This window comes from Streptomyces sp. NPDC006739, assembly GCF_042869815.1.
Taxonomy (GTDB): Bacteria; Actinomycetota; Actinomycetes; order Streptomycetales; family Streptomycetaceae; genus Streptomyces.
This window is the reverse complement of record NZ_JBIAGM010000062.1, coordinates 1-12,972: the sequence shown is the minus strand read 5'-3', so window position 1 is coordinate 12,972 and position 12,972 is coordinate 1. Positions and strand designations below refer to the sequence as shown.

Annotated in this window: 8 protein-coding genes; 3 read left to right on the top strand and 5 right to left on the bottom strand. The window is 72.9% G+C overall.

The window, feature by feature from the left end:
• The 5 genes from ACFYMM_RS43685 to ACFYMM_RS43665 form a co-directional block, all read right to left on the bottom strand.
• The coding region (locus ACFYMM_RS43685) for an amino acid adenylation domain-containing protein (protein WP_388398281.1) at positions 1-3,249 on the bottom strand (3,249 nt) is incomplete at its 3' end.
• A gap of 82 nt (positions 3,250-3,331) precedes the next feature.
• Positions 3,332-4,075, bottom strand: a complete 744-nt coding sequence (locus ACFYMM_RS43680; RefSeq protein ID WP_388398278.1) for a thioesterase II family protein — start codon at positions 4,073-4,075, stop codon at positions 3,332-3,334.
• Positions 4,072-4,308 carry an MbtH family protein gene (locus ACFYMM_RS43675; RefSeq protein WP_388398275.1) on the bottom strand — a complete coding sequence of 79 codons (237 nt, stop codon included), beginning with the start codon at positions 4,306-4,308 and terminating at the stop codon, positions 4,072-4,074. Before ACFYMM_RS43675 ends, ACFYMM_RS43680 begins: the two co-directional genes overlap by 4 nt.
• A complete protein-coding gene (locus ACFYMM_RS43670; protein WP_388398273.1) occupies positions 4,305-6,617 on the bottom strand; it encodes an acyl-CoA dehydrogenase family protein in 2,313 nt (770 codons plus the stop codon). The genes ACFYMM_RS43675 and ACFYMM_RS43670 overlap by 4 nt, the downstream gene beginning before the upstream one ends.
• Positions 6,614-9,955: an amino acid adenylation domain-containing protein gene (locus tag ACFYMM_RS43665; protein WP_388398270.1), complete on the bottom strand. Its 3,342-nt coding sequence runs from the start codon at positions 9,953-9,955 to the stop codon at positions 6,614-6,616. The genes ACFYMM_RS43670 and ACFYMM_RS43665 overlap by 4 nt, the downstream gene beginning before the upstream one ends.
• A 351-nt stretch (positions 9,956-10,306) precedes the next feature.
• Between ACFYMM_RS43665 and ACFYMM_RS43660 the strand changes: the two genes are divergently transcribed.
• The 3 genes from ACFYMM_RS43660 to ACFYMM_RS43650 are packed head-to-tail and all read left to right on the top strand — an operon-like array spanning position 10,307 to position 12,874.
• A complete protein-coding gene (locus ACFYMM_RS43660) occupies positions 10,307-11,050 on the top strand; it encodes a sulfotransferase family protein (RefSeq protein WP_388398268.1) in 744 nt (247 codons plus the stop codon).
• 34 nt (positions 11,051-11,084) lie between these two features.
• Positions 11,085-12,053 carry an alpha/beta fold hydrolase gene (locus tag ACFYMM_RS43655; RefSeq protein WP_388398265.1) on the top strand — a complete coding sequence of 323 codons (969 nt, stop codon included), beginning with the start codon at positions 11,085-11,087 and terminating at the stop codon, positions 12,051-12,053.
• Entirely contained in the window at positions 12,050-12,874 is an 825-nt protein-coding gene (locus ACFYMM_RS43650) for a class I SAM-dependent methyltransferase (RefSeq protein ID WP_388398263.1), read from the top strand. The genes ACFYMM_RS43655 and ACFYMM_RS43650 overlap by 4 nt, the downstream gene beginning before the upstream one ends.
• The last annotated feature ends 98 nt before the right edge of the window (positions 12,875-12,972 follow it).

The window sequence follows — 12,972 nt, the reverse complement described above, 5'->3', positions numbered from 1 at the left end:
GATGCCCTGGGAGGTGGCCTCGGTGGGCTCGGTGCCGGGGAGGGCCGGCAGCGGGGCGTCCGGGGTGGTCACGGCGGCCGACAGACAGGCGGTGACGCGGTCGACGATGCGGGCGATCGTGGCGGGTTCGAAGAGGTCGGAGCTGTACTCGGCGGTAAGGACGAGCTCTCCGCGCACCTCCTCGGCCTCGAGCGTGAGATCGAACTTCGCGGTGCCGTTGTCCAGGGGCACGGGCGTGACGTCCAGACCCGACAGCCGTGCGTTCGGGCGGCGTTCGCCCTGGTAGGCGAGGGCGCACTGGACCAGGGGCGGCCGTGACAGGTCACGGCCGGGGGCGAACTCGGCGGCGAGCCGGTCGAAGGCGACGTACTCGTTGTCGAAGGCGTCCAGCGCGCTCTGGTGCACCTCGCCGAGCCAGGTGCGGAACGTGGTGCCGGTGTCCCGGCGCAGCGGCAGGACCACCGTGTTGACGAAGAAGCCGACCACGTCCTCCAGTCGCGGGTGCGGACGTCCGGCCGTGGGCGAGGCGACGAGGAGTTCCCGCTGTCCGCTCTCCTCGCTCAGCACGGTTCCGAGGGCGGTGAGGACGACGCAGTACGGCGTGGTGTTCGCGGCGCGGGCCAGGGCGCGGACGCCGTCGAGCAGGCCGGCCGGGGTGTCGCGGGTGATCCGCCGGCCCCGGTAGCTCTGCACGGCCGGCCGAGGGTGGTCCGCCGGCAGGTCGAGCACGACGGGGGCACCGGTCAGCCGGGTGCGCCAGTGGGCGAGGGCGGCCTCGGCCGCGGGTGAGCCGGCGAGGTCCCGCTGCCATCGGGCGAAGTGGTCGTAACCGAGGGAGGCGGCGGGCGGCCGCGGTTCGGCTCCCGCCCGCCGGGCCTCGTACGCGGCGGCCAGATCCCGGTCGAAGACGTCCACGCTCAGTCCGTCCGCCACCAGGTGGTGGAAGACCACGGCGAGGAGGTGGTCTTCCGGCCCGAGCCGGATCAGCTCCGCGCGCACCAGCGGCGCCCGGCCGAGGTCGATGTGCTCCCCGGCCAGCTGTTCGGCGCGGACGACGGCCGCCGCCTCGGAGTCGGGGCGTCGGGACAGGTCGGTGAGGGGCAGGTCCGCCGGTACCCGCTCGGCGACGCGGGCGGTGATCCGCCCGTGGTCGGAGACGAAGGAGGTACGCAGCCGGGGGTGCCGGTTCACCGTCTCCTCGTACGCGGACCGCAGCGCGGGCAGGTCCAGTGCGCCGCGCAGGCGCAGGGCCACGGGCACGTTGTAGGCGACGCCCGCCTCGCGGCGCAGCTGGTCGAGGAACCACAGGCGTTGCTCGTGAGCGGAGACGAGGCCCGGGGCCACCGGGTCCGTGGCGACGGGCGGCAACGGTGTGCCGGATGCCTGGGAGGCCCGGGCGTCGGTGTCCCGCAGGCGGGCCACGACGCCGGCGACGGTGGGGGCCTCGAGGAACTCCCGCGTGGTCAGCGGGACGCCGAACGCGTGCCGCAGCCGGCCGAGGATCCGTACCGCGTCCAGTGAGGTGCCGCCGAGCGCGCGGAAGTCGTCGTCCCGGCCGATGGCGTCCCGGCCGAGCACCTCGCGCCACAGGCCGGCGACGCGCTCCTCGACCGGTCCCCGCGGCGGTGCCGCGGGCTGCCCGGGCGCGCTTCGGTGTGCGGTGTCCGGTGAGGGCAGGGAGCGGCGGTCGACCTTGCCCTGGGCGGTGAGGGGCAGGGCGGAGAGGAAGACGAAGTCGGACGGGATCTGGTAGGCGGGGAGGATCTCCGCGGCCCGCGCGCGCAGGGCGGACGGATCCGCGTCACCGATGACGTAGGCGATGAGGACGGCGTCGGGTCCGGTCCCGGCCGGTACGACGGCACACTGGTGTACGCCGTCGAGTTCGGCGAGTGCGGTCTCGACCTCCGCGGGCTCCACGCGGTGCCCGCGGATCTTCACCTGCTGGTCGCCACGGCCGAGGAACTCCAGTGAGCCGTCGGGGAGTTGCCGTACCAGGTCGCCGGTGCGATAGAGCCGGGCGCCGGGCCGGTCGGCGAACGGGTCGGGCACGAAACGCTGCGCGGTGAGGCCGGGCAGACCGTGGTAGCCCCGGGCCGGTGCCGCGCCGCCCACGTACAGTTCGCCCGCTTCGCCGACCGGGCACGGGCGTAGCGCGCCGTCCAGGATCCGCACCTCGGTGCTGCCGAGGGGGGTTCCGATGGGGAGGGTGCGGGTCTCCGGGAGGGGGGCGTCGGCCGGGTACAGGCCCGTAGTGGCGGTGACGGTGGTCTCGGTGAGCCCGTAGGCGTTGATCACCGGGGTCCGGGTGTGCCGACGCCAGGCGGCCAGCGAGCGGGTGTGCGTGGTGTCGCTGCCGACCACCAGCAGACGCAGGCAGGCGGGCAGTTCCCGAGGGCCCAGGTCCAGGTCCGCGCACCACGCGTCCCACAGGGGTGTGGGCAGGTTGGCGACGGTGACGCCGTGTTCGTGGACGAACCACTCCAGTTCGAGTGGCGACACGGAGCTGTCGGGGAGCACCACGACGGTGCCGCCCGCGGCCAGGGTCGGAAAGACCTCTTCGGCCAGCACGTCGAAGCCGGGGTTGGTGAACTGCAGCACCCGGTCGTCCGCGGTGAGTCCGAACCGGTCCCGGACGGCGAGCGCGTGATGGGCCAGCGAGCCGTGTTCCACGGCGACGGGCTTGGGCCGGCCGGTGGATCCGGAGGTGTGGACGAGGTAGGCGAGCGTGTGCGGTGTGACCGTGGGCAGCGGGGCACGGCCGTCCTCGGCGCCGTTGCCGGGGCCCGCCCCGTGGCCGCCGCCCGGGCCGCCGTCGGCGACCTCGTCCGGGAGTGCGACGGCCAGGTCGAGCACGCGGGCCGGCAGGGACGGTGCCGGGCCCGGGACGAGGCGGCTGTCGGTGATCAGCAGCCGGGCGCCCGCCGACTCCAGCAGTCGGCGCGTCCGCTCGGCCGGCAGCGCGGGGTCGAGCGGCATGTAGGCCGCTCCGGACTTCAGTACGGCCAGGAGCGCGGTCACCAGCGCCGCGCTCCGCGGCAGGCGGACGGCGACCACCGGTTCCCGCGGGCCGGACGGGTCCGCGGCGCGGTGTCCGTGCAGCAGCCGGGCGAGGGCGTCGACGCGCTCGCCCAGCTCGCCGTACCCGAGCCGGGTCGGGCCGTCGACGACGGCTACCGCCTCGGGTGCCGCGGCCGCTCGGGCCGCGAAAAGCTGATGGACCGGCTGTCCTGCGCTGTCCCCGTACACCACGTTGTCTTCCCTCTCCTAGACCGGGCCGGTCACCGGCCTCTCGCCCCGCCCCGCCGGGCCCGCGCTCGGACGCGCCGGCCCCCTATTCCTGGTCGGTCACGTCGAGCACGCGCTGTACGACGCTCTCGGCGCTCTCCTCGTGCAGATAGAAATGGCCGCCGGGAAAGCCGGACCGGCGTGTCTGTCCGCTGGTGTGTTCGGCCCAGGCGTCCAGTTCCGCCGTGTTCGCCAGGGCGTCCCCGGTGCCGTGCAGGACCGTGACCGGGCAGCTGAGCGGGGCTCCCCGGTACGGGCGGAAGGTGTCACCCACCGACAGGTCGGCGCGGAGCACGGGCAGCAGCATCGCCAGCAGGTCGTCGTCGGCGAGGACCGCCGGGTCGCTGCCGCCCACCTCCCTGAGCCACGCGATCAGCCGGTCGTCGGGCAGCGTGGCGTTCACCGCCGCCCGGGACGGCAGATGCGGAGCGGGGGCGCCGGAGACGATCAGATGTGCGGCCTTGACTCCGTGCTCGTGCTCCAGCCGTACGGCGACGGCGAAGGCCACCAGCGCGCCCATGCTGTGCCCGAACAGCGTGACCGGCAGGTCGCTCTCGGACAGGACCGCCGGGGTGACGGCGTCGGCCAGCTCGTCGCAGCGGGTGAGCAGGGGTTCGCCGAACCGGCCCATGTGGCCGGGGTACTGCACCGGGCGGACGTCCACCCGCGGGCCCATCCGTTCCTGCCAGGGACGGTAGGCGCCGCCCGCCCCGCCCGCGTGCGGGAAGGCGAAGAGCCGCGCGGTGGCGTCGGGCCGCGCCCTGCCGAGGAACCAGCGGCCGGTGCTCATCGAGCGCCGTGCGCCGTCTCGCCGAGGCTTCGGCGCAGGCTCAGCGGACGCATGTCCGTCCACACGGACTCGATGTGGTCGAGGCAGACCGACTCGGGTCCGCTCACGCCGTCCGCGCGCCACCCGGCGGGCAGATCCCGGTCGGCCGGCCAGATGGAGTACTGCTCCTCGTCGTTGACCACGACCTGATACGTGATCTCGGCCTCGGGGGCGGATTCTGCCGCTGCGGTCACTGGGGGTCTCCTGTCCACTTCGTGTTCTCGTCGTCGGGCAGCCGGCCGCCGGGCTCGGTGAGCGTGGGGCGGGTCGTCATCTCCAGGTCGTCGCGTCCGGCGAGGCGCAGCCGGCCGGCCTCCCGCCACAGCCGGCCGGGGGTGCCCAGCCGTACCGCCTCGCCCCGGGCCAGCCGGTAGTACCGCTGCACGGGCCGCTCGGCCGTCAGTCCCCGGGTGCCGCAGACGTGCACGGCGAGCGAGGTGGTGCGGGTGACGGCGTCGGTGGCGAGGCCCAGGGCGTCCACGGCGGCCCGTTCCAGGGGGCGTTCCTCGTCCGCCAGCCAGGCCGCCCGGTACACCGCGAGGCGGACCAGTTCCAGCCGGGCGGCGGCCTCGGCGAGGCGGAAGGCGACGGACTGGAAGTCGTGCAGCGGCACTCCGAACTGGTGCCGCCCGGCGGTGTGGGCCCGAGCTGCCGCGAGGGCTCCCCGGGCGAGCCCCAGAAGGTGTCCGGCCTGCCGGACGCGGTGGCGTGCGGTCAGCGTGCGCAGGTCCGGGCCGGACGGCCGGCAGACGATGTCCTCGGGGGCGATCCGCAGGCCGTGGAGCGGCACCACGGTGTCCGTGCCGGTCCGCTCGGGGTGCCGGCCGGCTCGCTCCCCGGGCACCAGGGCCAGCGCGGTCGTACCGTCGACGCGTACGGGCAGCAGCAGGTGACTCGCGCCCGAACGCTCCAGCGCGGCGGGCCCGTCGACGAGCAGGCCGTCCTCGGCGGGCCGCGTCGGGAGGGGCCGGTCCAGGGCGAAGTCGCCGCAGTCCACGGTGAAATCACCGGCCGCGAGCCGGTCCAGCGCCCGCCATCCGGGGCCGTCCGGACCTGCCGTGCGCAGGATGTCGGCGGTGAGTGCCGTAGCGCGGTACGGGCCGCTCAGGCCGGCCCGGCCCAGTTCCTCGCAGACGGCGAGCGAGCAGGCGAGGCCCAGGTCGAGGCCGCCCGCCTCGGCCGGCACCTCGAAGCCGGGGGCGCCGAGCTCCACCAGGGCGGGCCAGGCGGGGCAGCGGTCGCCGTGCGGTGCCGGAGGTCCGTGGACCGCGGCGGCCGGGTCGCGGTCCCGGTCCGCGTTCGCCTGCTCCAGGCGCCGGCGCACCTCGGCGCGCACCTGCCTCAGCAGCGGCTCCTCGTCGGTGTGCCGGATGCCGTCGGTGTCGTCGGCGGCGATGATCTGGAGCATCACCTCCGACGTTCCCGCCGAGAGCGTCAGCCCTGGTGCCTCGCGGTAGGCGGCCTCCAGCATCCCGGCGATCCCGCCGCGCGGGGTGTCCGCGGGCCCGGGCAGGGTGGCGGCCCAGCCCGCCACGGACTGGGCGAGTTCGCTGGTCAGCAGTTTGGCGGCGGCGGCGAGGGGAGCGTCGACCTCGTCGAGTCCCGCGGCCAGTTGCCGGATCACCCGCCACGACAGCAGTCTGGCGGCCTCCACCTCGGCGCCGTAGCGGCCCGCCGCGGCGAGGTCGTCGGGTTCCGGGTTCTGGTCGAGGACGGCCGCGTACCAGCGTTCGGCCTTCAACGAGTAGTCCAGGCCGGTGCGTTCGATGGCCAGGGCGCTGGTGAGCAGGGGCCAGCCGGCGCCCTCGGCGCCCACCCGGTCGGCCTCCGGGACCCGGACCCCGTCCAGGACGACCCGGTGAAACTGTTCGTCGGCGATGCCGGGGATGGTCTCGCGGCGCACGCCGGGTGCGTGCAGGTCCACCAGGAAGAGGCTGATGCCCTGGTAGCGGTCCTCGGCGGCACCGGTGCGCGCGGCGCACAGCGCGATGTCGGTGATGTCGCTCTTGAGGCTGTACGCCTTCACGCCGTGCAGCAGATACCCGTCGCCGCCGGGCTCGCGCACCGCGGTGGTCCGCAGTCCGGCCAGGTCCGAACCGGCGTCGGGTTCGGTGTAGAGGACGCTGGCGAATCGCCGGCCGGCCGCCAGGTCCGGCAGGCATCGGGACTTGAGGTCCTCGCCGCCGGCCAGCAGCACGAACAGCCCGACGATCTGGATGGTGTTGACGTGCAGTGTGTCCGGGACACCGGCCCGTACCAGTTCCTCCGCGACGATCGACGCCTCGATCAGTCCGGCGTCCCTGCCGCCGTACCGCACGGGCCAGTTGACGGCGAGCAGGCCGTGCCGTCCGAGGGCCCGGTACAGGGGCCGGACGTCCGGTTCCCGGTCGTCGCTCGCCGCGAGCCGGTCGAGCTCCGCCCGGATGTCGTCGGCGGCGAGTTCGGCGCGGACCTCCTTGCGGAAGGCGTCCTGTGCCGGGGTGAGGCCGAAGTCCATGCTCATCCCTCGCCCTCGAGCGCGGCGATCCGTTCGGCCTCTTCGTCGGAGAGTCCCTCGATGAGCGCGAGCAGATCGTCCTCGGGGGCCGTCTCCAGCCGGAGCCGGTCGACGATCGTGGCGAGGTGGGCGACGGTCGGCGAGCGGAAGAACTCCGCGAGGCCCACGCGGACCCGGAAGCGCTCCGTGATGCGGGACATCAGCTGGGCGGCCTGCAGGCTGTTGCCTCCGAGCTCGAAGAAATGGTCGTGGATGCCGACCGTCTCGCGACGCAGTACGTCGGTGAAGATCTCGGTGGCCAGGACGCGTTCGGTCGCCGAGCGTGGCAGTGACTCCCCGGTGCTGCCGCCGGTGTCGGCCGACAGGTCGGGGGCGGGCAGCCTGCGATGGTCGACCTTGCCGCTGACGGTGAGGGGCAGCGCGTCCACGGCGACGTGGAAGGGCGGGACCATGTAGGCGGGGAGCCGGTCGGCAAGATGGGCCCGGATCGCTCCCGCCTCCGGGGCGGGGCTCTGCGCGAACGTCGTGTACGCGACCAGGTGACGCTCGCCGTGCGGATCGGTCCACGGGACGACGGCCAGCTGGCCGATTCCGGGGTAGGTCGCCAACGCGGCCTCCACGTCGCCCAGTTCGATGCGCAGGCCGCGGATCTTCACCTGCTGGTCGATCCGGCCCACGAAGACGAGGCTGCCGTCCCGGCGCCTGCGCACCAGGTCTCCGGTGCGGTACAGGCGACCGTCCGGGGTGCCGCCGAAGGGGTCGGGGACGATCTTCTCCCGGGTCAGCTCGGGTGCGCCGAGGTAGCCGCGGGTCAGTCCGGCGCCGCCGATGACCAGCTCGCCCGCCACGCCGTAGGGCACCGGTTCGAAGTGCTCGTCCAGGACGTGGGCGACGTGGTTGGCGATGGGCAGGCCGATCGGCGGGGAGGAGGTCCAGTGGCCGGGGCACTCGTGGACAATCATGGTGACGGTGCACTCGGTGGGGCCGTACCCGTTGAAGAAGCGGCGGCCGGGGTTCCAGGCGTTCACCAGCTCGCCCGGGAACGCCTCGCCGCCGACGAAGACGATGCGCAGCGCGGTCAGGCGCTCCGGTGCGAGCAGCGTCATCACGGTGGGCGGCAGGTCGGTGACGGTGATGCCGGCCGTCTCCAGCAGTTCCTGCAGCCGCGTCACGTCGAGCCGCTCCTCGTCGCGCACCAGGTGCAGGCGGGCGCCGGTGAGCAGTGCGTTGAACATCTCCCCGACGGAGACGTCGAAGTTGGCGGAGGCGTAGCCGAGGACCCGGTCCGCCTCGGTGAGGCCGAACAGTTCCTGCGCCGCCCGGACGAAGGCGATCACCGAGTGGTGCTCGATGAGGACGCCCTTGGGCCGGCCGGTCGTACCGGAGGTGTAGAGGACGTAGGCGACGTCGCCGGGGGCGATCTCCACCGCGGGCGGGGTGTCCGGCTGCCCGGCGAGTTCGCCCGTCAGCCGGTCCAGGATGAGCAGCGGGGTGTCCAGGTCGGCCAGTTTCCCGGCGGGGCCCTCGTGGGCGACGACGGCGACCGGGGTCGCGTCGTCGAGGATGGCCGCCGTCCGCGCGGGCGGATAGCCGGGGTCGACCGGGACGTAGGCGGCCCCGGTCATGAGGACGGCGAGGACGGCGACGACCAGGTCGGGAGTGCGGTTCAGGCACAGCGCGACCCGTTCGCCGGGTGCGGCGCCGTGCCGGCGCAGCAGGTGGGCGAGGCGGTTCGCGCGTCGCTCGAGTTCGGCGTACGTCAGCTGCTCGTCGCCCACGACCAGGGCCACGGCGTCCGGTGCCGCCTGCACCCGGGAGCGGAACATCTCGGGGACGGACACCTCCGGCAGCGCGAGCCGGGGACCGTTCCAGCGGGTCAGGAGTTCGGCCCGCTCGTCGGCCGTGAGCAGCGTGGCCCGGGAGACGGCGGAGTCCGGGGTGGCGGTGGCCCACGACAGCACCTGTGCGTAATGGGTGAGGAGCTGGTCGATGCTCTCCGGGTCGAACAGGTCGGAGTTGAACTCCGCCTCCACGACGAGGCCTTCGGAGCGGGAGGAGACGTTCCAGCTCAGGTCGAAGCGTGCGGTGCCGGGGTCCAGCGACTCCTGCTCGACGGTGAGGCCGGGCAGGGCGAGCGTGGCATCGACCCCGTCGTGGAAGGCGAAAACGACCTGGAACAGGGGTGAGCGCGAGGGGTCGCGCGGCGGACGGACCGCGTCCACCACCCGCTCGAACGGCAACTCGCCGTGGTCGAAGGCGTCCTGAACGGTCGCGTCGACACGGCCGAGCAGTTCGCGGAAGGAGGGATCGCCCGAGAGGTCGGTGCGCAGCACCAGCATGTTGACGAAGAAGCCGATGAGCCGCTCCACCTCGAGGGTGTCCCGGTTCGCGGTGGGCGTGCCGATCACCAGGTCGTCCTGGCCGGTGTAGCGGTGCAGCAGCACGAGGAACGCGGCAAGGTGGACGACGTACGGCCGGACACCGGTCGAGGCCGCCAGCTCCCGCGCGGCCTCGGCCGTCGGCGGTGCCAGAACGCTTCTGCGGTAGGTGCCGTTGTACGTCGTCCCCGCCGGCCGCGGCCGGTCGGCGGGCAGGTCCAGGGTCGGTGCGCCGGTGAGCCGTTCCCGCCAGTGGGAGGCCAGTTTCTCGTACGTGTCGCCCGAGAGCCGTTCCCGCTGCCAGTGCGCGTAGTCGCCGTACTGGACGGGCAGCTGTGCGGGCGCGTTGCCCTGTCCGGTCTCGGCGGCGTAGAAGGCGGCGAGGTCGTCGGTGAACACCTCGGCGGACCAGCCGTCGAAGACCACGTGGTGCACGACGAAGACGAGCATGTGGTCGCGGTCGGCCAGCCGCAGCAGTTCGGCCCGCCACAGCGGCCCCCGTGTCAGGTCGAAGGGCAGCCTGCCCAGTTCCGTGGCACGGCGCCGGGCGGTCTCGTGGGCGGCCTCGGCGGGGGCGGCCGGGTCGACGGGATCAGCCAGGCCGGTCATGGCCTCCGGCACCGTCAGCAGATGCTGGACCATGCCGTCGGGCCCGGGCCGGAAGGCTGTCCGCAGGGTCTCGTGGCGGGCCACCGTGGCCTCCAGGGCCCGGCGCAGCGCCGCGACGTCCAGCTCTCCGCCGATGCGGTAGGCGGTGCCCACGTTGTACGTGGCCCTACCGGGGGCGAGTTGGTCCAGGAACCAGAGCGTCTCCTGAGCGAAGGAGAGCGGTGCCGGGCGGCCGGCGGGCACCGGGGCCGGCGCGTGCAGCCGGCCCGACTTGGCTCCGTCCGCGCGGAGTTGAGCGATGAACGCGGCCCTGCGGTCCTCGGGCAACCGCGCCAGTCTCTTGATCATCTCGCTCATGACCGGTTTCTCCTCACCCTCACGGCCGGGCCGTCGTCGCGGCGAGGGTGCACCTCGCCGGCGTCGGCCACGAGGTCTCAAGTTAGGAGCGGCATTCACCGGTGTCTTCCGTACCGGTGTTGAATCCCCAGTGCTCGCGACGTGCACCCGCGTGGAGCCGCGCGTGACAAAAGTCCGCGCAGCGTTGCATGCGGTGTAAGCATGGCAATTACTTCCCTTGTACGGCCTGCTCGGGCCGTCTGACTGGTGTTCCCCAACCCGTTCCGGCATGGCTAATGTGACCAGGACACGGGTGGGACGGGTATCGCCGGCGGAACAGCCGGCCGGGTCGCCCGAGGAGGAGCTGCAAACGTGCGCGACAAGGAACCGAGCGACCAGCCCCGACCAATGATTATCGCTTTGTGGAGTGCTCCCCGATCACGCTCCACGGCTTTCCTGAAGATGATGATGGAGCGCGACGACATCATCCCCCTGCATGAGCCGTTCTGTCGGCTGGCCGACTTCGGGGAGGCCGAAGTCGGCTCCCGGACGGTGCGCAGCGAAGCCGAGCTCATCGCGACGATCCGTGAACTCGCCCAGGACAAGCCGGTCTTCTTCAAGGACACCACCGACTTCCGGTACCCGGGCGTCCTCGCCGACCAGACGTTCCTGCGGGAGGCGGCGCACACCTTCATCATCCGGGACCCTCGGGAGGTGATCGCCTCGCACTACGCGCTCAATCCCGAACTGAAACGCGACGACGTCGGTTTCTCCCGCCTTCACGAGCTGTATCTCGCGGTGGCCGGAGCACAGGGCGCGGATCCCTTCGTGGTCGACTCGGACGATCTCCTCGACCACACCGAGAAGATTGTCCGGTCCTACTGCGAGCGCACCGGCCTTCCCTTCCGCCCGGAGACCCTGGAGTGGAGTGCGGGAATGCCGAAGGAGTGGCAGCTGACGGAACGCTGGCACGTCGACGCGGGGAACAGCACGGGATTCACCCGGAAACAGAAGGAATACACCGACACCGTCGACAATCACGCGCTTCTCGGCGATTACTATCGCCATCAACTCCCCTTTCACCAGTATCTGTACGACCGCCGGGTCCAGGTCTGATCCGGAACGACGTTTTCGGCGAAGGGGGACGCACATGGCGGAGCGCGATGCCGCGAGCGGGCCGACCGCGCGTGTCGAGGGGCTCTCACCGGCCAAGCGGGCTCTGCTGGAGTCCCTGGCCCGACGGCGCACCACCGGCGCGACCGGTCCCCCGGTCGCACCGACCGGTGGGTTGGTACGGCTCGGCGGCGGTGCGGAGGACAGCGGGGACCCGGTCGTCCTGGTCCATCCGATCGGCGGCGGAGTCTTCTGCTACGCCGAGCTGAGCCGGCTCGTTCCCGGCGGCCGGGAGGTGCTCGGCCTCGCGGCGGACGGCCTGCTGCGCGGTGCCGAACCGCCGTCGGTGGCGGAACTCGCCGACCACTACCTCGGCCTGCTGCGGGACCGGGGCGTCGACCGGCCGGCGGTTCTGGGCGGCTGGTCCTTCGGCGGTGTCGTCGCGTACGAGATGGCACGCCGCCTGGCACAGGACGGTGACGCGCTGCCGGTCGTCCTCGTCGACTCCGCTCCCTGGCCGCCCGAGGCCGGCGCCTGGAGCCGGGCCACGACACTGGAGATGTTCATCGAGGACCTGCTCGGCTCGGGCGGCGTGACCGTCGAACGCGTACCCGTCGAGGCCACGGTGTGGCAACTGCCGGTCCCCGACGCCCTCGCGACCGCGGCCCGGGAGCTGACCGCCCAGGGCTACGACCTGGGGCTCCCGCTCGCCGACATGACGGACCGCTACACGGTGTTCACCAACGCCACCACCGCCATGCAACGCCACCGCCCGCGCCCTCACTCCGGCCCGGTCACCCTGCTGCACGCCACGGACTCGCAGGCGGACCCGCGCGCCTGGACCGACCTGACCCCGGACACCACGCCGACCGTGGTGCGCGTCCCGGGCGACCACTTCTCCGTACTGCGCCCGCCCGCGGTGCACCGGGTCGCGGAGGCACTCGGGCACGCGGCGGGATCACCGGCGACACCCAGCACCCCTCTTCAGCACAGGAGAACACGATGAGCGACACCGAGACGGCCGGCACCCGCACGACGCGTATCGACGGCACGGCCGACGACTACGTCTTCGAGGCCGAGCTGTACGACCTGCTGTGGGCCGACCTCAACACCCTCGACCTGCCGTTCCTGCTGGCCAAGACCAAGGAGTACGGCGGCCCGCTGCTGGAACTGGCCTGCGGCACGGGGCGCGTTCTGCTGCCCTGCGCCGAACACGTGGAGCGGGCGGTCGGCGTGGACCGCTCCCCCTCGATGCTGGCCCAGGCCCGCACCAACGCGCGCGACGCCGGCGTGCCCGAGGACAGGGTCAGCCTTCTCGAGGGCGACCTGCGCACCTTCGACCTCGGCGAGCGCTTCCCGCTGATCATCGCGGGCGGCCAGCCGATGTTCCACATGCCGACCGACGAGGACTGGTCACAGACCCTGGCCGCCGTACGCCGGCATCTCGCGCCCGGCGGCCGGTTCGTCGCGGGCGTGCCGGTGTTCCTGCAGGAGGACTTCGACAAGTACGACCAGCGCTATCTGTTCGTCGACGAGGTCCGCCACCCGTCGACCGGACAGCGCGTGGCGATCTGGGACTACAGCACCTTCGACCACGGCCAGCAGTCCATCACCCGGCGCCGGGTCACGGAGATCCTCGACGAGCAGGGACTCGTCGTGCAGCGCCGGCACGACCTGCGCACCAACTACTACCGGTTCCCCGACCAGATCCGCTCGCTCTTCGAGAAGGCCGGACTGCGCATCGAGCGCGAGTACGGCGGCTACGACGAGAGCCCCTACGAGGCCGACTCCGAGTACTACATCTGGGTCGCCACCCCGGCCGACTGATCGTCGCCCCCCGCCCGCCAGGTTCCTCGCCCCCCACTTCGACGAAGGTGAACGCTGTGCTGAACAGTTCCGAGAACGCCACGGTCTCCACCCGCTCG

Bases quoted from the DNA above. Each gene is read 5' to 3' on its own strand.
- ACFYMM_RS43680 (WP_388398278.1), bottom strand. From the start codon at position 4,075: ATGAGCACCGGCCGCTGGTTCCTCGGCAGGGCGCGGCCCGACGCCACC.
- ACFYMM_RS43670 (WP_388398273.1), bottom strand. From the start codon at position 6,617: ATGAGCATGGACTTCGGCCTCACCCCGGCACAGGACGCCTTCCGCAAG.
- ACFYMM_RS43665 (WP_388398270.1), bottom strand. From the start codon at position 9,955: ATGAGCGAGATGATCAAGAGACTGGCGCGGTTGCCCGAGGACCGCAGG.
- ACFYMM_RS43655 (WP_388398265.1), top strand. From the start codon at position 11,085: ATGGCGGAGCGCGATGCCGCGAGCGGGCCGACCGCGCGTGTCGAGGGG.
- ACFYMM_RS43650 (WP_388398263.1), top strand. From the start codon at position 12,050: ATGAGCGACACCGAGACGGCCGGCACCCGCACGACGCGTATCGACGGC.